21 protein-coding genes are annotated in these 19,625 nt (G+C 69.4%); 18 read left to right on the top strand and 3 right to left on the bottom strand.

Annotated features, from left to right (window positions below):
- From G555_RS17255 to G555_RS0101630, 12 genes are all read left to right on the top strand, one after another.
- Positions 1-318: integrase core domain-containing protein (locus tag G555_RS17255; protein WP_028707646.1), on the top strand; the 318-nt coding region annotated here is incomplete at its 5' end.
- Between the two features lie 564 nt (positions 319-882).
- Entirely contained in the window at positions 883-1,317 is a 435-nt protein-coding gene (locus G555_RS22725; protein WP_156887382.1) for an ATP/GTP-binding protein, read from the top strand.
- A gap of 62 nt (positions 1,318-1,379) precedes the next feature.
- Complete coding sequence (locus G555_RS17245) at positions 1,380-2,054, top strand: SAF domain-containing protein (protein WP_211223128.1); 675 nt, start codon at positions 1,380-1,382, stop codon at positions 2,052-2,054.
- A 5-nt stretch (positions 2,055-2,059) separates the two neighbouring features.
- Positions 2,060-2,869 (top strand): CpaE/TadZ family protein, encoded by an 810-nt coding sequence (locus G555_RS0101670; protein ID WP_028707535.1) that lies wholly within the window; start codon positions 2,060-2,062, stop codon positions 2,867-2,869.
- Positions 2,866-4,407, top strand: coding sequence for a TadA family conjugal transfer-associated ATPase (locus G555_RS17240; protein ID WP_245581158.1), 1,542 nt, complete (start codon positions 2,866-2,868; stop codon positions 4,405-4,407). The genes G555_RS0101670 and G555_RS17240 overlap by 4 nt, the downstream gene beginning before the upstream one ends.
- A complete protein-coding gene (locus tag G555_RS17235; protein ID WP_051208182.1) occupies positions 4,404-5,303 on the top strand; it encodes a type II secretion system F family protein in 900 nt (299 codons plus the stop codon). The genes G555_RS17240 and G555_RS17235 overlap by 4 nt, the downstream gene beginning before the upstream one ends.
- Positions 5,300-6,202, top strand: a complete 903-nt coding sequence (locus G555_RS0101655; protein WP_028707534.1) for a type II secretion system F family protein — start codon at positions 5,300-5,302, stop codon at positions 6,200-6,202. Before G555_RS17235 ends, G555_RS0101655 begins: the two co-directional genes overlap by 4 nt.
- A 38-nt stretch (positions 6,203-6,240) precedes the next feature.
- Positions 6,241-6,429: a hypothetical protein gene (locus tag G555_RS0101650; protein ID WP_028707533.1), complete on the top strand. Its 189-nt coding sequence runs from the start codon at positions 6,241-6,243 to the stop codon at positions 6,427-6,429.
- 13 nt (positions 6,430-6,442) lie between these two features.
- Positions 6,443-6,829 (top strand): TadE/TadG family type IV pilus assembly protein, encoded by a 387-nt coding sequence (locus tag G555_RS0101645; protein ID WP_028707532.1) that lies wholly within the window; start codon positions 6,443-6,445, stop codon positions 6,827-6,829.
- On the top strand, positions 6,829-7,257 hold the full coding sequence (locus G555_RS0101640) for a TadE/TadG family type IV pilus assembly protein (protein ID WP_028707531.1): 429 nt from the start codon (positions 6,829-6,831) through the stop codon (positions 7,255-7,257). The genes G555_RS0101645 and G555_RS0101640 overlap by 1 nt, the downstream gene beginning before the upstream one ends.
- A 5-nt stretch (positions 7,258-7,262) precedes the next feature.
- Positions 7,263-7,697, top strand: coding sequence for a TadE/TadG family type IV pilus assembly protein (locus G555_RS0101635; RefSeq protein ID WP_028707530.1), 435 nt, complete (start codon positions 7,263-7,265; stop codon positions 7,695-7,697).
- On the top strand, positions 7,694-10,936 hold the full coding sequence (locus tag G555_RS0101630) for a LysM peptidoglycan-binding domain-containing protein (RefSeq protein ID WP_028707529.1): 3,243 nt from the start codon (positions 7,694-7,696) through the stop codon (positions 10,934-10,936). The genes G555_RS0101635 and G555_RS0101630 overlap by 4 nt, the downstream gene beginning before the upstream one ends.
- 45 nt (positions 10,937-10,981) lie before the next feature.
- On the opposite strand, the gene G555_RS0101625 is transcribed toward G555_RS0101630, so the two are convergent.
- From G555_RS0101625 to G555_RS22120, 3 genes are read right to left on the bottom strand one after another with little or no spacing between them, the layout of a single operon-like run.
- A complete protein-coding gene (locus G555_RS0101625; RefSeq protein ID WP_028707528.1) occupies positions 10,982-11,716 on the bottom strand; it encodes a hypothetical protein in 735 nt (244 codons plus the stop codon).
- An 11-nt stretch (positions 11,717-11,727) separates the two neighbouring features.
- Positions 11,728-13,728, bottom strand: a complete 2,001-nt coding sequence (locus tag G555_RS0101620; RefSeq protein WP_028707527.1) for a CHAT domain-containing protein — start codon at positions 13,726-13,728, stop codon at positions 11,728-11,730.
- Between the two features lie 14 nt (positions 13,729-13,742).
- On the bottom strand, positions 13,743-14,663 hold the full coding sequence (locus G555_RS22120; protein ID WP_156887381.1) for a hypothetical protein: 921 nt from the start codon (positions 14,661-14,663) through the stop codon (positions 13,743-13,745).
- Between the two features lie 518 nt (positions 14,664-15,181).
- Between G555_RS22120 and G555_RS0101610 the strand changes: the two genes are divergently transcribed.
- From G555_RS0101610 to G555_RS17225, 6 genes are all read left to right on the top strand, one after another.
- Entirely contained in the window at positions 15,182-15,964 is a 783-nt protein-coding gene (locus tag G555_RS0101610) for a hypothetical protein (RefSeq protein ID WP_156887380.1), read from the top strand.
- A 79-nt stretch (positions 15,965-16,043) separates the two neighbouring features.
- Complete coding sequence (locus G555_RS0101605; RefSeq protein ID WP_028707524.1) at positions 16,044-16,238, top strand: hypothetical protein; 195 nt, start codon at positions 16,044-16,046, stop codon at positions 16,236-16,238.
- Positions 16,235-17,059: a hypothetical protein gene (locus tag G555_RS0101600; RefSeq protein WP_156887379.1), complete on the top strand. Its 825-nt coding sequence runs from the start codon at positions 16,235-16,237 to the stop codon at positions 17,057-17,059. The genes G555_RS0101605 and G555_RS0101600 overlap by 4 nt, the downstream gene beginning before the upstream one ends.
- Positions 17,049-17,339 carry a hypothetical protein gene (locus tag G555_RS0101595; protein ID WP_028707522.1) on the top strand — a complete coding sequence of 97 codons (291 nt, stop codon included), beginning with the start codon at positions 17,049-17,051 and terminating at the stop codon, positions 17,337-17,339. The genes G555_RS0101600 and G555_RS0101595 overlap by 11 nt, the downstream gene beginning before the upstream one ends.
- 2 nt (positions 17,340-17,341) lie before the next feature.
- Positions 17,342-18,151 (top strand): hypothetical protein, encoded by an 810-nt coding sequence (locus tag G555_RS20965; protein ID WP_051208180.1) that lies wholly within the window; start codon positions 17,342-17,344, stop codon positions 18,149-18,151.
- An 11-nt stretch (positions 18,152-18,162) separates the two neighbouring features.
- Positions 18,163-19,617, top strand: a complete 1,455-nt coding sequence (locus G555_RS17225) for a TrbL/VirB6 family protein (protein WP_156887378.1) — start codon at positions 18,163-18,165, stop codon at positions 19,615-19,617.
- Positions 19,618-19,625 lie beyond the last annotated feature (8 nt).

The following is a 19,625-nucleotide window of genomic DNA, read 5'->3' as shown; positions in this document are numbered from 1 at the left end:
TGTACGGTGCACACCGACAGAGGGTCGCAATTCCGCAGCAGAAAATTCGTCGGTGCGCTCCACCGCCACTCGATGGTCGGATCGATGGGCAGGGTCGGTGCCTGCGGCGACAACGCCGCCATGGAGAGCTTCTTCTCCCTGCTCCAGAAGAACGTCCTCAACCGGCACGCCTGGACCACCCGCGAGGAACTCCGGATCGCCATCGTGACCTGGATCGAACGCACCTACCACCGACGCCGGCGCCAAGACGGGCTGGGCCGATTGACCCCCATCGAGTACGAGACCATCATGACCACGACAGCCACTCAGGCTGCGTGACTAACCACTGTCACCTGATCGTGCAGCAGACCCCATCGTGGTGGAGCGAGCAGACGTGTTGCTCGTCGATCACGACGAGGTCCTGGGAACATGCTGATCCGCACGCTTGCCGCCGTCGGACTGACTGTAGGGGCGCTCCTGCTGGGGCCTACCCCAGCCGAAGCCGCCGGCCCACCCGTCGACTGCGGCTCGGATGCGCAGTGGGATGGTCGGCAGTGCAAGATCACGGCCACCAACTCGGGGCGAACCGGCGGTACGACGCTGAGCGACAGCGGAGGCGGCGGGCGGTCGGCGCCGCGAACCTGCTCCTTCGGGTCCATCCCGATGCCCTGTCAGGATGACCAGCTCGGGTGGTGGTCAGCTTCGAAGGGCTGCTACATCCAGCTCACCGATCCCCAGCCGCCCCAGTCGGCAGCTGCGTGGGGAGGGCGCACCGAAGGCGCCATCTACGATTGCGCGTTGCCACGCCGCGGGGTGTTCGGCGGCCTGCAATACAGGTTCTGGTCAGCCACAGCGCCCGCCGGTCCGGACCCTGAGGTCCTGGCGCAGCAGGCGATCGCGAGCATGAACTTGCGGCCGATCTCGATCGGGATCGTGCCGGAGGACCGGCCCGGCTCGGTGGGTCTGGTCGGCATGCCGGTGTGGCTGTGGGCTGCCAGTCCGGACGCGCAGTCGTGGGGCCCGATCACGCGGACCGCGTCTGCGTCCGGGGTGACGGTGACCGCGACGGCGAAGGTTCAGCGAGTCCGTTGGCAGATGGGCGACGGCGCCGTGGTCGTCTGCGGGGGGAAGGGCACGGTGTACGAGGACCGGTTCGGCAAGGCCGACTCGCCCACGTGCGGCTACACCTATCGCAAGCAAGGCACCTACACGGTGCGCGCTGAGTCGCAGTGGTCAGTGGCCTGGTCGGGCATGGGTGCCTCGGGCACGATCCCGGTCCTCCTCACCGATTCCACGACGATCACGATCGGCGAGCTTCAGGTCATCACCACCGGTTGATCGAGCGTCGCCCAACCCATCCACCCCCGTCCGTGCCCGCCCCCCACGAGAGCGAGTTACCCATGTCAGTGATCACCCGAACCAACGCGAAGACCCGACCGACGCCCCCGGGCGTTCCCGAGCCGCCCGAGCTGGCGCCGCCTCCGAAGCTGCGCCGACGTCCGGTCGCCCTCGTGGTGTCAGTGGCAACCGTCGTCGTCGGCTCGCTGCTGGGCTTGTGGCTGTGGACTGTCGCCGGCAACACAAGCGAGGTGCTCGCGGTCCGCACACTGGTGCATCGCGGCGAGGTGATCGACCGTGACGACCTGATGGTTGTGCGAGTCAGCCTGGATCCGGCGGTGAAGACAGTGCCCGCGAATCAGGAGGACGTGGTGGCCGGCCAGCGGGCGGCGCTCGACCTGGCGCCGGGTGGACTACTCACTCCGGACGACCTGACCGCCACGGTGGTGCCGGCCAGGGGCACATCGGTGGTGGGCATCGGCTTAGCGCCCGGGATGCTGCCTGCGGAGCCGATCGCGCCCGGGGACGCGGTGCGCGTCGTGCAGACCCCGGGCCAGCAGGGCGAGGTCGCGGGCACTCCCGTAACAGTTTCGGCAACCGTCGTTGGCGTCCACCCGTCGGAGGCAGGCGACCAGACGATCGTGGACGTGCTGGTCCCGTCGGAGGCAGCCGCTGATCTGGCCGCACGGGCAGCCACAGGCAAGGTCGCCCTGGTGCTGGATTCCCGGGAGAGGTGACCGACGTGTCGATCGTCGCGTTGACCGCAGTCTGCGGATCGCCGGGAGTGTCCACCACCGTAGTGGGGTTGGGCCTGTGCTGGCCCCGGCCGGTGGTGCTCGTGGAAGCCGACCCGACGGGCGGCTCGAGCATCTTGGCGGGCTACTTCCAGGGGCAGGTCGCCCACGAAGGCGGCTTGATCGAGTTGGCGATGGCTCAGCGGGAAGATCTGGTCGCGGCCGAATTGCCGCACCAACTTCTCGACCTCCCCGACTCGCAGGCCCGCCTGCTACCGGGGAGCAGATCCCACGCTCAGGCTGGCAGCTTGACCGCCTTGTGGCCGGCCCTGCTGGAGGCGTTGCGGGACCTGGACGAGACCGGCCAGGACGTGATCGTGGACGCGGGTCGTTTGGGTTTGGAGGGCTCCCCGGCGCCGCTGCTGTATGGGGCTGACGTGACGCTGCTGTTGACGCGGAGCACGTTGCCGGCGGTCATCGCCGCCACCTCGTGGGCCGAGACGCTGCGGGATCAGACGGAGGGCGCCGCGACCCGAGTCGGGTTGGTGGTGGTCGGCGAAGGCCACCCCTACTCGGCTCGAGAAGTGTCCGACGCGCTGGGCCTGCCGTTGGTGGGCACATTGCCGTGGGACCGCCGTTCGGCGGCGGTCCTCTCGCGCGCCCGGGGCTCGATCCCGAGGCGCGCACCGCTGCGCTCGGGCTTGTCGGCGTTGGGGGAGGCGATCCGCGCCCACGCCTCGGCGGGGGTGGGTCGGCCGGCGTCCCCGTTGGCGTGGTTGGCCCGTTCGGTTCCCCAGACCATGGGAGGTGCACGATGACGATGCCAGTCGATGACGGACGACCGGATCCGCGGTCGTTGCCATTGTTCGAGTCCCGCACCCGCCGCCCAACCCCGGCTGAGGGAGGGACGCCGCGGCGTCCGCCCCGGCCCAGGTCGGCCTCGGGGCTGCACGCTGTCACCGCCGTCGGCGAGTCCGCCGAGGACCTCACTCCGCGCCGCGCCGCTGGCACCGATGTGGACTGGGCGGTGGTGGCGGCGTTCCGGTCACAGGCGTCGGAGCTGCTCACCAAGCAGTTGGGTGACGACCGGCTGCACATGGACAAGGCGGCGCAGGAGGCGCTGGGTCGCTCGATCATCGTGGAGTTGCTGGAGGCGGCCGCAGCGGACGCTGTGACGGCTGGTCGGCCATCGTTGACGCTGACCCAGCAAGACAACTTGGCCCAGGCAATCTTCAACGCCTTGTTCCGGATGGGTCGCTTGCAGCCGCTGGTCGAAGACGACCGCGTCGAGAACATCATCATCACCGGCTACGACCGGGTGTGGCTGGAGTTGGCCGACGGCACCCGCCTCCCGGGCCCGCCGGTCGCCGATTCGGATCAGGAGCTGATCGACTTTCTGGCGTTCTTGGCGTCCCGGTCGGAGGTGAACGCGCGCCCCTTCAGTGAGGCCCAACCCCGGCTGCATCTGCGGCTGGACGACGGCTCACGGTTGGCGGCGACCGCGTGGGTGACCCCGCGGCCGTCCGTGGTGATCCGTCGGCACCGGCTCACCGAGGTGACCTTGGATGACCTGGTGACCCGCGGGTCTTTGTCGCCCCTGGCGGCGTCGTTCCTGACCGCGGCGATCCGAGCCCGGTTGTCGGTGGTGGTGTCCGGGCCGCAGGGTTTCGGGAAGACAACGATGGCTCGGGCCCTGTGTGGAGCGTTCGATCCGGCGGAGTCGGTCGCCACCTTGGAGTCGGAGTACGAACTCGCGTTGCACGAGATGCCAGGGCAGCACGCGATCGTGCACGCCTGGGAGTCACGGCCGGGTTCGGGCGAACGGGGCCCGGACGGCCGGACGGCGGGGGAATTCACCCTCAGCGACGCCTTGTTCGACTCATTCCGGTTCACAGTGGGCCGCACGATCGTCGGCGAGATCCGCGGCCCGGAGGCCTGGTTGATGATCAAGGCGATGGAGTCCGGGTCGGGGTCGATCTCGACGACCCACAGCGTGGACGCCGCCGGTGCGATGCGGAAGCTGACCACCTGCGCGATGGAGTTCGGCCCGCAGATCACCCACGAACTCGCCACCCTGAAACTCGCCGAGACGATCGACCTGATCGTCCAGCTGGACATGGATTCCGAAAGCTTGCCGAACGGCGCCGTGCGGCGCCGGCGATGGGTGTCGGAGATCATCGCGATCACCCCCGGCGAGAAGGAGAAGGGGTATGCGACCACCACGGTCTTCCACGCCGGGGACACCCGCCGCGCGACCGCGCAGACCCTGCCTGACAATCTGCGCCGCCTGGAGCGCCACGGGTTCGATCTGGCCGGCTTCCTCGCCGAAGCCCGCACCCACGGGGCGATCTCGTGACGGGGCTGCTGGCTGCCCTCGCCGGTGCCCTCGTCGCCGGTGGGGTCCTGGGCGTCATCGCCTCGCTCCGGCCGGTCCCGGTCGAGCCGGCCCTTGGGCCGCGCCGGAGTCCTGCTCTGCTGCGTCGGGTCCGCGCTATCCGTCCGCGCACCCGCGTGTTGGTGCTGGTCGGCGTCGGTGCGGGGGTGCTGGTGGCCGTCGTGACGGGTTGGCTGGTCGCGGTCGTAGCGGTCCCGCTGGCGGTGGTCGGCTTGCCCAACCTGTTGGCGTCCCCGGCCGCAACCGCCCAGATCGAACGCCTCGAGGCGCTGGCGGAGTGGACGCGGAACCTCGCCGGGGTACTCACCGTCGGGGTGGGCTTGGAGCAGGCCCTCGCCGCGACGTTGCGCTCGACGCCCGAGCCGATCAAGCCGGAAGTGTCCCGTCTGGTGGCCCGGCTCCGCGCCCGCTGGTCGACCGAGGAAGCGCTGCAGGAGTTCGCTGATGAGTTAGATGACGCCACTGGTGATCTGGTGGCCGCCTACCTGATTCTCGGCGCCCGCCGCCGCGGCAACGGCTTGGCGAGCGTGTTGCAGGGCCTGGCCGAATCGGTCGCCGAGGACGTCACCGCTCGCCGCAAGATCGAAGCCGACCGGGCCAAGCCCCGCGCGACGGCCCGGAATGTCACCTTGATCACGTTGAGCGTGTTGACGCTGCTGGCGTTCAACGGTCAGTTCATGGCCCCCTACGGCACTCCGCTCGGCCAGGCGCTGCTCGCGGTGCTGTTGGCCGCCTACGCCGGAGCCTTGGCGTGGATGCGCCGCATGTCCCAGGGCGAATCGTTGCCACGCTTCCTCGGCGATATGGAACGGCCAATGGACGTCGACCGTTCCAGCGCGGCGGGGGTGACGTCATGACCGGGGCCCAGCTCGCGATGGCCTCCGGCGCGCTGATCACGCTCGGGCTCGTCCTCGCCGGGTGGCGGCTCGTGCCAGCCGCCCCGGATCTGGCCGACGTCGTCGACCGGCTCTCACCCACCTACAGTCGCCGCCAGCGCGCCGTCGCCGCCGCGCCGGTGACCGGCGGCAAGGAGCGGCTCGGCCTGTGGGCCCTGCGGCACCTGCCGCCCTGGGTATGGGGCGCGATCCCCACTCGGGAACTCGCGCTGCTGCGGATCCCCCTGCCGCGCTACTACGGCGAGAAGATCACTTTCGCGCTCCTCGGCCTGGTGTTTCCCAGCCTGCTCACGCTGGCGGTGGGCCTCTTCGGCTTCCAGCTGCCCGTGGTGATTCCGGTCGCCGCGAGCCTGGCCCTGGCGGGGTTGTTGTGGTTCCTGCCGAACTGGAACGTTCGCGATGACGCCAAACGTGGCCGGCTTGAGTTCAACCGTGCCCTGGGCGCCTACGTCGACTTGGTCGCCCTCGAACGCAACGCCGGGTCGGGGCCCCGCCAGGCCATGGAGATCGCCGCCGGCATCGGCCACAGCTGGGTCTTCCGCCGCGTCGGGGAAGAACTTGCCCGCTCCCGCTGGTCCGGGCAAGCACCCTGGGATGCACTCACCGAGCTGGCCGACGACCTCGGAGTCCCCGAACTGGCCGATCTTGCCGACATCATGCGCCTGTCCGGGGAGGAGGGCGCGCAGGTGTACGCCACCCTGCGGGCCCGCTCCACCTCGATGCGAACGGCCATGCTCACCGGCGAACAAGGCAAGGCCAACGAGGTGTCCGAACGGATGGTGGTCCCCGGCAGCCTCCTCGGGGCCGTGTTCATCGCCCTCCTCGTCACCCCAGCCCTGCTGCGCCTCCTCACCTCCTGACCTCCCGCTACACCCAACCCACCCGAGAGGAAACAACCATGATGAACGCCCGCCTGATGACCGCGCTGCTGCTGGTCAAAGCCTGGCTCGACCCGAAGCTTCGAGACGAGCGTGGCAGCGTCAGCACCGAGCAGGCCGTCGTGACCAGCGCGATTGTGCTGCTCGCGGTGATCGTCGTCGCCGCGATATCCGCCTACGCCCAAGGGAAGATCGCCCTCCTCGGCTGACGAGGGCACGCTCATGAAGGGTCCACGGTCCGTCCGCCTCGAGGAGCGCGGATCGGCGTCGGTCGAGTTGGTCGTGCTGATGCCGCTGCTACTGCTGATCCTGTTCAGCAGTGTCCAAGGAGCGGTCTACTACCACGCCAGCGCGCTCGCGATGGCGGCCGCCCAGGAGGGCGCCCGGGCTGCCTCCCGCGAGAACGGCACTCTCGCTGCGGGGACCTCCGCAGCGTCGGCGTTCGTGACCGACACCGCCGGGGACTCCCTGACCGCCGTCACGATCCGTGGATCGCGGACGGCGGCCATCGCCTCCATCACTGTGACCGGGTCCAGCCTGAGCCTCGTGCCGGGCTGGACCCCCACGGTGGAACAGTCCGCCAGCCTGCCCGTCGAACGGATCACCTGATGGCCCTCCGAACCCGGAACGAACGCGGATCCGCCAGCGTCGAAGCCGTCATCGGCGTTCCCGCATTCCTACTGCTCGTCGGGTTGCTCGTCCTCGGCGGCCGCCAGGCGATCGCCCAGCAGGCCGTCCAAGCCGCGGCCAGCGACGCCGCCCGCGCGGCGTCCATCGCCCGCACCGCCACCGCCGCTCGCACGGACGCCACCACGGCCGCACGCCACAGCCTCGCCAACCAGGACCTCGATTGCGCCACCACGAGTGTGACAGTCGACACGGCTGCCTTCGCCACGGAGGTCGGGACGCCCGGTCAGGTTCGCGCCACCGTGTCCTGCGACCTCCGGCTGGACGACATCGGCCTGCCCGGCGTCTCGGGCACCAAGACCATCACCGCCACCATGTCCAGCCCCCTGGACACCTACCGGGGAAGGTGACGGCCATGACGGTTCGCACCCGACGTCTTAGTGACGAGCGAGGCTCGGTGAGTGTGTGGCTCGCCCTCGCCGCTGTCGCGCTCGTGCTGTGCGTCGGGATCGCCGTCGACCTGGGCGGACAGGTCCACGCCCAGCAACGGGCGCGCGCTATCGCCGCCCAAGCCGCCCGCACCGCCGGCGAGGAGGTCGCCGCCGCTCAAGCCATCCGCGGCCACACCCCCACGGTCGACGTCTCCGCCGCGAAGCGGGCCGCGTCGGCCTACCTCGCCCAGGCGGGAGTCACGGGCACGGTGACCGTCCGGTCCGGCAACGTCCTCGACGTCACCGTCACCGACACCTACACCCCGATGTTCCTCAGCTCGATCGGTGTCGGCACCCTCACCGTCACCGGACACTCCAGCGCCCGACTCGTCCGCGCCGTCCAAGGAACCGAACGATGATCCGCCGCCGGCTCGTTGGCCTGGCAGCCACCCTCGGTCTCGCCGCCCTGCTCGTCGGCCTCCCCTGGCTCCTGCTCCAGGTCGGGTTCGGCACGCTCCCCACCATCACCTCGTGGGCCGACCTGGCCGAGGTGCTGCTCAGCCGCGACGACGGCACCCTCGCCCTGGTGGCGATCAAGGGCATCGGCTGGCTCACCTGGGCGCTCCTCGCCGGTCTGATCATCCTCGAGATCGTTGCTCGTGCGCGCGGCGTCCAGCCCCGCGACCTGCCCGGCCTGCGGCTGCCCCAGGTTGCTGCAAGGCAACTCGTGGCCGCCGCGGCCGCCCTGTTCGTCGCCGTCCACGGCCCCACCCTCTCTGCCAACGCCGACCCCCTCCCCATCCCGACCGTCACGGCCAGCGAGACCGTCGCGCCGGCGGAGACGCACGAGATCACCGCCGTCGAGGAAGCGCCCCGAGCACCCGCCCACACCAGGCAACACACCGTGAAGCGGGGCGAGTCCTTGTGGTCGATCGCGGACGCCGAACTCGGGAACGGCCGCCGCTACACCGAGATCGCGGCCCTCAACACCCGCCTCCTGGACGGCAAGGGCGACGACTTCCTCCGCCCCGGCTGGGTGCTCACCCTTCCGGTGGACCAAGCGAAGTCCGCGTCCAGCAACGCCACCAGCGAGAGCTACACGGTGCGCAAGGGCGACACCCTCAGTGAGATCGCCCTCGACCACCTCGACGATGCCCGCGCCTACCCAAGGATCGTCAAAGCGTCCCGGGCGATCACCCAACCCGGCGGGCAACACCTCACCGACCCGGACGTCATCGATGTCGGCTGGACCCTCGCCATCCCGAAGGACAGTCCGGACATCACGAAGGAACGGCCGACGACGGTGAGTCGTCCACAGCCAAAGAAGGACGCGGGCCCAGGGTCCGAGGTCGACCAGCCGGCGCCGGCCGAGAACACCAAGGCAAATCAGCCGGCGGTCGTGGCGTCCCCGGCCACGACGCCAACCCAGACCGCGACCCCCCCGTCCACAACCACCGCGACTCGCGCGCCGGAGACGCCTGCCAGTTCCGCGGTCACCGCGGAAGATGCGGCACCCACCCCCGGCTGGCTGGTGAACGGATTAGTCGGTGCCGGCAGCATCCTCGCCGGGTCCCTCTGGCTAGCCCTTGGCCGGCGACGCGCCGCCCAACTGCGCAGGCGGCGTCCCGGTCGGATGATCGCCACCCCGCCCCCCGAGCTTGATCCAATAGAGAAGACGCTTCGCACCCAAGGCGCAGCCGCCGCCCTCGACGTCGCGTTCATCGATGAAGCCCTCCGCAGACTCGCCGCCCGCCAAGGCCGAGCCGGAGAGCCGATGCCACACCTCGCCGCGCTGGAACAGGCCGGTGACGTCCTGCGTCTACACCTTGCCGACCCGATGGACCTGCCCGAGCCGTGGCGGACGGCCCCCGACCGGCTCCGATGGGAGATCCCCACCAGTGTTGATCTCGCCCAGCTCGGACCGCTTGCCTCAGCCCTGCCCGCTGCCTACCCACAACTGGTCACCCTCGGCCTCGACGACCAGGGCCACCGTTGGCTGTACAACCTCGAAGAAGCCGGCGTCCTGCGCGTCACCGGCAACCCTGAACGAGTTCGCGGCTTCGCCCGGCACACCGCTGCCGAACTCGCCGTCCACCCCTGGACCCGGGACGTCCAGGTCGAGTGCGTCGGCGTCGCCGCCGAGGCCGTCGCTCTCAACCCCCGCCGCGTCCGCCACCACGACGCCGACGACATCACCGCCCACGTCATCGCCGACACCGTCGCCATGATCGACCGCACCAGGGAAGCCAACCTGGACATCACAACCGGACGTGCCACCCTTCTCGACGACCCGCTGTGGGACAGCCGCCTTCTCCTCCTTGACGCCCCCCGCACCGAGCTCACCGAGCAGCTGGTCCGACTCCTCAACGACCAGCACCGCCAGACCGGCACCGTCCTGGTGCTCATTGACACAGCCGACGCTCAGGCTGACCTCGACGCTGAGGTCCTCCAGTTCACCGGGGACGGCCGTGTCGTTCTGCCCGGGGTCGGGCTCACCCTGATCGCCGCCGGGCTCACCGCCCAGGAGACGGCTGGGTGCGCTGCGATCTTCGCTCAGGCCGACGAGCCCGACGTCGAGTATCCCGAGCACCCCGAACCTGCCGACGGCTGGCGGGCCCACACGAACCAGGCCGGCCAACTCCTGCCCGACCACACGATCCCGCGCGACGCGACTCCCAACGAGCCCGTCACCAACATGCTCCCTGAGGACGACGAGTTGTACCTCGACGTCGCAGCCGTCACCAGTGAGGACCTGGCAGCCCTGGCCCCGCACGTCCCGGAGCAGGTCGCTCGGCAGGTCGAGCGGGATGACCCCACCCTCGACGACGACCTGAGCACTTGGTTCGATCCCCACTGCAACCTGCCCAAGCTGATGCTGCTCGGCCCGCTGACCGTCCGAGTCGCGCCCACGGGAAAGCCCACAGCCGCCGCCGGACGCAAGCCCTACTTCAGCGAACTCCTCGCCTACCTGGCCACCCGCCCACACGGCGCCACCACCGAGGAAGTCGCCGACGCCATGCGCATCCCCACGGATCGCGTTCGCAAGGACATCCTTGCTCTTCGCAACTGGCTGGGGATCAACCCGCGCACCGGTCGCCAGCACCTCCCCGACAGTCGCCAAACGGACGCCGCACGCCTCCGGGGCCAGGCCGCGTATCAGGTCGAAGACGTCCTCGTCGACGCCGATCTCTTCCGCCGCCTCCGCGCTCGCGGGGAGGCCCGGGGAATCGCCGGGCTGGACGATCTTCGTCAGGCCCTGGCCCTGGTCCAAGGCACTCCGCTTGGACAACTCCGCCGAGAGGGCGGTGCTTGGCTCAGCGAAGGGCAGCGCCTTGACCAGCTCCTCCAATGCGCGATCGTCGACGTCGCCCACCTTGTCACCACTGCCAGCCTTGCCCTCGGCGACCACGCCACGGCCCAGGAGGCTGCCGAGATTGCCACCCGCGTCGCCCCTGCCGAAGAGACGGCTCAGCTCGACCTCGCGGCAGCACTCGCGGCCCAAGGGCACCACCGTGCCGCCGAGCAGCTCCTCCGAGACCAGGTCTTGAACCGCAGCGACGACGAGGACGAGATCCCGGCGGAGTTGCCGACGCGCAGCGAAAGAATCATCGACAACACGGAGAGGCCCGCGCGCTCCAGAGCCAGAGCCTCAGCGTGAAGGCACAAGGCGTCTAGGTCGGTGATCCCCAGAAGCAAGCCGCCCTCAGTCGAGGTCGAGTGGGACCGGAAGGGCTCGGACCACAGCCGGGAGAGCGGCGACCGGATTGTCAAGGTAGCGCTGCTCGACCGCTTCGCCGCTGAGCAGGCTCCGATGAAGGACCAAGCTCTCGAAGAGCGGCGTGCAAGTCGCGAGTTCCCACTTCACGGCATCCCCCTTGGTTATCGACGCCCCCAGTGAGGCCTCAACTGCGTCGAAGCCCGCCAAACCCGACGACAGGTCGAGGCCAACCCGCGCCTCCGCGCCAGCTCCCCTGGCGATCAACAAGAGGCAGTAGGCGAAGGACCGCACTCCCGTTACCAGTTGCCACTCGTCTCGCCACGCGTCCTCCGCCGCGAGTTCGACGATGGCCTGACGGGCTAACACGAGACGCTCGTAGCTGCTGGAGGATCCGTCCAGCGCGGCGAAGACAAACGAGTGGGCTCCGGTGAAGGCCACTCTGGCCCTGGCCAAGCCGCCGTCAACCTCAAGTCCGATGTCCATCGTGGCCCCGCGTTGGAAGGCGAGCCGCGCTGGCCCCGAAGTGGTGGTCACCCTGCTGAGCTCTGCGGCGCCACTCAGAAGGTCCGTGATGTTGGATTCAACCGTTATGGCGCCGGTACTCCGGTTTCGCGAAACGACGTCCCCAACTTGGAGGACGCGATCAGGAAACCACGTCGCCAGTACTCCTTGCTGCTCGTAGGCTGCGCGCGCGTATCCCGTTCCCACGCCTTCCGCCATCTCGGCCGCTCCTATTCTGCCGCCCAGGGAGGGATTCGGCCTGTAGCCATCAAACCCCACCCGTCGGCGAGCGCCAACGGGGCGAGCCGACCTGCCGCCAATGCCTCGTGGAGTGAGCAACCGTGGGCAAGTGCACGGACGCAGTGCGCGAGCAGTTCTGCGGTAGGACGTTGGGGCAGCGCCCAGGCTCCCCCGACCGCACAACTGGCTCCGCCGACGAGCAGACTCACCGGAAGGTTCAACGGAATGGTGACCGGGGGGGCTTTGGCCGACCAGCAACTTGCGACCAGAGCGGTTCGGCTACGTGAGCGAGTTGCGATCTCTTGGGCGCCTAGGACACCGCCAGGCAGGGCGAGCCTGAAGCGCAGGCCCTCCCCCAGACCGTGACCGAGGATGAGGAGCAGGTCGGTTTCCCTTCCTAGGCTTGCAGGCGCGAAGTCGACCAGAAGCCGCCCCGACGCGCGGGCTGCCATGAGTTCGTCGAGCAGGAGATCGGCGCCGTCTACCTGGTCGTCCACGAGCGCGGAGATGCTACGGACGCCAGTTGTCAAGGGATGCAGGCCTGCGTATGTGGTCAGAGAGGGCACTAGGCTTGTGCGACGCGTCTGTAGCGTTGGGACCGCCTGCCATGGGACGGTCCACAAGGGCCCCTCAGGGACGATCACAACGCCTCGGCGAGGCTCCGCCCGAAGGCGGCGAACAGCGTCGGAATGCACCAAGGATCCGAACAGGCCTTCCAGCTGCTCTTGACGAACGCTTCCAATGAAGCCGTGGTTGCCCGAAGCGAAGGCGTCAAGAACCGCGACGTGCTCTGGCCCAAGGGGACCGTCCTTGATCAGCACGCCCGTGGGCGGCACGATGAAGAGGCTGATCCAACGCTCCGCTGAAGAATTGCCGCCGCCCATGCGCCGACACAAGAAGCCGAAGTTGCCCTCGAGGCCAGCAACGCAATCGGCGAGATCAGGCCAGAGCCGGAAGTCCGCTGCGCCCTCGACTAGCCTTGCCTCCACCTCGGCAGGTCCTGCGTCGGATGGCAGTACCGTCACTTCCGACATCCCGGCATCGGCTAGCGCCTCCAAGAGTTCACAGAGAACGGAGCCGGTGGCCTCTGAAGTAGAGCATTTCAGGACGAGCACCACGAGTTCCAGTGCTGCGCGAACCGCCGGGGGGACGTTGCCGAAGCGCTGGCGCTGCCTGAGTTGCCGGACCACGACGATCAGCCCGCTACGCAGTTCGGGGACGTTCACGTCGTCGCCAGCCATGGCCTCGAAGGCGCGGACCAGACCGTCAAGGTAGCTGTGATCGCGGGCGCTGGACGCGCGGAGCGCACGAGTGACTTCGGCCATCAGGTGGGCCGCTCGCGGTCGGTCGCCGGCGATGGTGGCGTCACGCGCATCGGCCCAACGATGATCGCCTCCCGTCTCAGGAAAGAGAGACCGTGTGTCGATGGCCGCGCCCACCTCGTCCGACCAAGCCATTCGCGCGCTGTCTAGGCGCGTCAAGTCGTCGGGCGCCCGAGTGATCCGGGCGACGAGCGTGAGGGCTCTGGCGCGATCGAGCTCTCCGAGGGTCTGGGTTGACAATGCTTGCTGGCAGGCGGCGAGCGCGAGCGCGTGGTGCTCCAGCTCCCACGCGGCCTGGCCCGCACGCAACAGATCCTTGCCTGGATCGTCGGTGAAGCCCCGCCGCGCCATCAGGACTAGGGCCGCGCTGGCCAACGCCACCAACCCGTCGAAGGACTCCAGGCTGAGGAAGAGCCGGGCGACGTCGACGATCGCTCTCAGAGTCTCGTCGTCGATCTCACCGTCGGGCCGGTAGGCCGCCCAGACGCCTCCTGTCGCGACGGCAATGATCTCGGCCGGCGCACCTACCTCGACCAAGCGACGCGAAAGCACCCTCCCCTGGTCGGCGTCACCGGGTTGCGCGGCGCCCTCGCAGCAACGTAGCAGCAGGCCACTCAGCGCCGTGATTAGCGCAGGCACGGGATCCGCGGCGGCGGGGGTGTCGGACATGGATGGGCGCCGGGTCAGTTGGGCACTTGGAACACGAGGCTTGCACGGTCGCCGATGACGCCCACGAATCCCGTGATGGGCAGGTCTGTGCAGCGGGTCGCTTGGACGGCGATCGCGTAGTAACCGTCGCCCATGGAGTCACTTGCGGGCGTGTAGTCGATGCGGTCATGCACACCGCTCGACAGTTGGGGCGGAGTTCGCGCGGTCAATATGTCGTTCACCTCCACCTGCTCGGCACGGATCGAGACGATGGCTCCCGCTGGTTCGCACGCGCGGCCAGTCACTCCTGAAACGGTCAAGTGGGGGGTGTTGCCGATCGGTGGGCCAGTGAGGGCGGGGTCCCTCCGCTGTGCCGGGAGCTCGATGGTCGCCCTGGTCGAAAGACCCGTCCGGAGGTCGGAGACGACAGTCGCATACGTACCCGCGGTCTCCGGAAAGACCCCGTAGGTGAACTCCATCTCAGGCTGAGAGGTGAGGATTTCGGCCGACATCATGTACTCGTGATCGTCCGGACCGCGCATGCTGATCTGGATGATGGAGATCCCGAGATCGGAGAGCATGACCCTCAGCATCCGGTTCGACCCTGACGCGGCCACTGGCGTGAGGGTGACTTGAGGGGGAACAGTCGGGGGCCTGAGCACGTATGGGTGGACCCCGTTGTCCACCTCTGGGAAAGAGAAGCGCACTTCGCCCGCATTGAGCCCGGACACCGTCGTGGTCGGCGCGGTGTTGGGACCCGAGGAGTCAACCGAAACGGTGGGCGAGTCGGAGGCTCTTGGGGCAGCGGTGGATCGCACAGGGGTGAACGAGTCGTTCGTCGCTGTAGGGTTCCAGCGCCAATCGTTGATGCCGAGCACGTTGAAGGGGAGCGTTACCAGCACGCCAATCAGTGCAGCCGCGATGGCCAGCAGTACCCACTTGATTGCTCGACTCACCGGGCTCCGACTCTTCACCGTGGGGTCCCCCTGCACCTGCCCGAGACTTGGAAGGGGCCTCACGTCGACCGTGGCGACCGGGCTGGCCAGCGGTCGTCCTCATCCCCCGAGACCGACTCGACCAGCGTATCGGTTTCACTCCGCACCAAACCGATGCGTCCGCCGTCAAGGTGCTTAGGCTGACGAACATGGCTTGGACAGAGTGGCCCATTTCTTCGCCGTGGACATGCCACGCGACCAGCGTTGTCCTGCGCAACTGGGAGGAGTCCGATATCTCGTCGTCTCCTGGAGGGTCACCGCCTTGTCGGGCGTCCTTCGCGCGGGTTCCAACACGTCTTAGGGGACATTGGGGGACATAGCTCGGACATCGTCTGACAAGGGGGAACATCCGCCTTGTCAAGATGTCCGGGCCGAATCTGTGGATAGGAATACTAGGTTAGCCACGTTCTGGGGACATCTCGGGGTACATCGGTTTGATCCCTTTTCGTTGTGTTCATCCGCAACGGAAAGGCCAGATCGTGAGCGTGGAAACCGAATTGGGACTCGGCAGCAACCTGGAATCAGTCATCGTCGAATCGTGGCCATCCTGGGCCGCCACCCAGCCTGCGTTGGGCCGGGTCGACGACCCGCGCCAGCTCCGGGGTTGGCTCCAGAACGCCGACCCGGCGGAGGCCGATGAGGTGGTGTACGGGCTGGCTTGGCTGGCCTCGACCGACGGCGGCCACGACGTGGACGCCGCGCAGGCGCTGGCGTGGCTGCTGGTGCCCGGCGCGTCGTTCCTGGCCCGTCAGCTCCGGACCTTGTCCCGCGACATCGACCACATGGTCGCCGCCGAGCTGTGGATCTTGGTGTGCACGTTCCCGCTGCACCGGCGGAAGGTCATCCGCAATCTGATGTGGGATCTGCGCGCCAACGTGCTGGCGGCCTGTGAGGCGCCGGCGACCTTGCAGCGAAAGGACCCGACCTGGTACGCGTCGGTCGCTTCCCTCGACAGCGATCTGATGGCCGCGATTCCTGTCGAGCACGACCCGTCGGCGTTGGAGGAGTTGGCCGGCGTCCTGAACTGGGCGTGTGACCACCGGGTCATCGCCGCCGAGGACCGTAAGCTCGTGCTCCTGCTCGTCGAGGCGTCCCAGGATCTGCGGCTGCGCCAGACCCCCAGCCACGGACTGCTCGGCAACGAAGCGACCGCCACGGTCGCCGCCCTGCTCGGGGTGTGCGAGCGCACCGTGCGTCGTCGGGCTCGCCGCACCATCCGGGCCCTGACCGACGCGGCCCCTGCCTACACCCGGGTCGCCTGAACCTCTCCCGATTCGCTGCAGTCGGGGTGTCCGCGAACGGCGTCCCGGCTCACTTCTGGAGGGTGAGGTGAAAGCGCACATGACCAAAGACCTGAAGGCGTCGGCCCAACTGTTCGACGTCGCCAATACCGACGACGAGGTGATCGACGTTCTGGAGCGGCTGCTCGACACCCTGAAGCGGGGCCGGCAGGCGAAGGCCGACTTGGCCGGCCTGCCACCGGCTGACCTTCGCGCGGTGCTGATGTTCCGCGCCAACCGGCAGGCGTCCCGGTGACCGCCCAAGCTATGCGTCCGGTCGGGGTGGACGAGCTTCGCCGGGCATGGCTTGCGGTGCAGGCCGGAGACTTCCGCCGCCCGCACCCCAAGCAGCGCGCCGTCGCGCCAGCCTCGCCCGCGGCATCCGTGGAGTGGACGCCGGCGTCCGACGAACTCGTCATCCCGGTCGTGGGCGCGGCCGGCTCGTGCGGGGCCACCACGGTCGCTCTCGCCTTGGCGACCGCGGCCAAGGGTCGAGCCCGGGTGGTGGAGTGCGCCTCGGCTTCGCTCAGCGGGCTCGCTGCCGCCAGCACCGCCGAACTCGGTGCCGACGACCATGGCTGGGTCAACGGCACCCGCGACCACGTCCAGCTCGCCCGGGCCGAAGGCGTCCGCGCAAACCCGGATTCAGTCCCTTGCCCCTCGCCAACCGGCTCTCCTGTCGTGACGGTCGTCGATCTCGGCAGCCAGCTCGCGCAGGTCCTGGCCGGACACGGGTGGCTGGCCTCGCTCCTGGCCGGCGCCCCGACGGTCGTGGTGGTGGCCCGGGCTACCGTCCCAGGTCTTCGCCGCCTCGAGTCGTCGCTGCATCTCCTGGACGCCGACGGGGCTGTGGCCGCTGTGCTGGGTCAGCCGCACCGGCGTTGGCCCCGCGCCGTGGCGCACACCGTCGGTCCACTCACGGGCGCGCTGATCGACTCCGGGCGCCTCGTCGAGATCCCCGAGGATCGGACGTTGGCCGTCCACGGCCTGACCCCGGACCCTCTGCCGACCCCACTCCTGACCGCCGCCGGCGTCCTGCTGTCACTCATAGAAGGGAACTCCCACCATGCCCTCTGACTTGTTGGCCATGCTGCCATTGAAGGTCTGCCCGGTCGCCCCGGGCAACGCCGCCAAGTACGTCGACCAGATCACCGGCAACGTCTTGTGGGGGGTTGGGGTGCTGTTCCTGCTCGCCATCGTGGTCGGCATCGGCGCCATCGTCGCCGGCCGGCTGTTCTCTATGCCGCACGCCTCGAAGATCGGCATCATCTCTGTCGTCGTCGTGTTCGTCGCCGCGATCGGCTACCTCACGCTGCCCGGCATGCTCACCACCCTGCTCGGCGCCGGCTGCATCTGACCATGGCCACCACACCCACTCCCGAACCCGGCGCCTGGCCCCGCTGGCGACTGCTCGCCACCCTCGCCGGCGTCGTCCTCACAGCCCTCACCCTGCTGATCGGACTGGGCATTGCCGTGTGGACGACCCTCGTCACCGCCCCGGCACCACACCCGAGGACCGAGGAAGCGGCTGCGTTACCGGGCGAGGTCCGCGGGGACGCCTACCGCGACCAGCTGGCAGCTCAGCCCATGTTGCAGGTGCCCGCGGCCGCTGCGTCCACCCCGGACGTCTCCACCGCCCTCGCGCCGACCCTCGCGGTCGATGTCACGGACGCGGTCGGCCCGGCCGGGGTTCCCACCGGCTTCCCGCACACCCCCGGAGGCGCGGTCGCCCAGCTCGCCGCGATCGAGGTCACCGTGGTCGAGGCGATGAACATCCCCGTCGCCCACCAGGTCCACGCCGCCTGGAGCCTGCCGGGCGGGATCTCGGCGGGGGAGTGGACGATGACCCGCAACGTGCAGGTCTTCCTGAACGCCCTCGGCGACCAGGGTAATGCCAAGGACGACAGCGTCTTGGTCATGGCCAACCCGGCCGCCGGCCAAGTCAAGGGCACCGACGGTCCGGACTGGGTGCTGGCCTGTGTGCTGCTGGACGTCCGCGCCGCCGTCGCCACCACCGCCCGGATCGGCTACGGCCACTGCGAACGCATGTCCTGGCACGAAGGCCGTTGGCAGATCGGGCCAGGCACCCCACCCGCCAAGGCGCCCTCCACATGGCCCGGCTCCGACCTCGCCGTGCAGGCCGGCTGGCGCACCTGGCAGACCGGGTAGAGGGCGGACGCATGGGTGACCTGTTGAACCCGTTCGGGGCGCTGGCCTCGGCCGCCGGCAAGATCGTGGCGGACGCCTGGACCGCCGCCATGCTCGGGTTGTGGAACGCCGGGCTGTGGCTGCTTCGGCTGGCGCTGACCTTCCTGGACTTCCTACTCACCCCGGACCTGTCAGAGGACGGGCCCGGCTCTTGGCTGTACCGGGTCATGTTCTGGATCGCTGGCGCCCTGCTGCTGATCATGATGCTCGTCCAACTGGGGGTGGCAGTCACCAAACGCGACGGCCGCGGCCTCGCCCAGATCGCGATCGGCCTGGGCCAGTTCCTCGTCGTGTGGGGCGGCTGGATCGCCTACGGCATCACCATTGTCACTGCCGCCGGCGGGCTGACCCGCGCCCTGATGAAGGGCCTGCTCAACGTCACCAGCTGGACCGCCTGGCAACCCTGGGAACCGTTCACCCCCGCCGACATCACCGACGGCACGGTCGCCACCGTCCTCGGCCTGATGGGGCTGCTGCTGTGGATCGCCGCAATCGGTCACTTCCTGGTGATGCTGGTGCGCTCCGCCGCCCTCATGGTGCTGATGGCCACCACCCCCATCGCCGCCGCCGGCCTCGTCTCCGACGCAGGCCGGTCCTGGTTCTGGAAGAGCCTGCGCTGGTTCCACGCCGCCGCGCTCTCGCCGGTGCTGATGGTCCTGGTCCTCGGCGTCGGCGTCCAGTTCACCACCGGCGTCGCCAACGGCCTCACCGGCGTCCAAGGCGCCATCGGCACCGCAGTCCCCGGCGTCCTGCTCATCTGCGTCGCCACCGTCTCCCCGCTCGCCCTGTTCAAACTGCTCTCCTTCGTCGACCCCGCCACGACCAGCGGAGCCTCGCTGCGGGCCAGCATGGCTGCGGTCGGCGGCCTCCAAGGGCTCCTCACCGGAGCTGCCACTGGCGGCGGGGGCCGGGCGGCGGCCACCGACGAGCAGGGCCGCAGCGCCGGTGAGGACGGCGCGAGTGACGCCACCACGGGCCGGTTCAACAACGCCGTCGCGGGCGGACTCGGCCAGCTGGGTCCGGTCGGGCAGGTCGCCAGCCGAGGCCTGGGGCTGATCTCCGGTCTCGGCGCCGCCGGCGCCTCCGTGGGAGCCGACGTCACCAACCAGATGGGCGTGGGCCACAACACCTACCCGCCCGACTTCACCCGGGCCGGACGCCGCGCCACCTACGACGGTGGAGCATCCGGCGACCCCTCCGGGTCCTCGGGCGATCCGGACGCCGGCAGTACCAGCGGCGCGGGCGGCGACCCGGACGCCGCGCCGTTCGGCGCTGGTGGAACGGACGCCAACCCCTATACCTCCCCGTCCATCGCCGGAGGCGGCGCCGGCCGACCGCCCACCCCACCCACAACCCCGGCCGGTGGGGGGGCGGGCGCGGTGGCCGGTGACGTCAGCGTCGCCGATGCCGCCGTCCTCGTCGTCTGACCCCCACT

This window comes from Propionicicella superfundia DSM 22317 (assembly GCF_000423465.1).
In the GTDB taxonomy this organism is placed as follows: Bacteria; Actinomycetota; Actinomycetes; order Propionibacteriales; family Propionibacteriaceae; genus Propionicicella; species Propionicicella superfundia.
The sequence above is the reverse complement of the archived record's forward strand: the minus strand, read 5'-3'. Positions and strand labels throughout refer to the sequence as shown.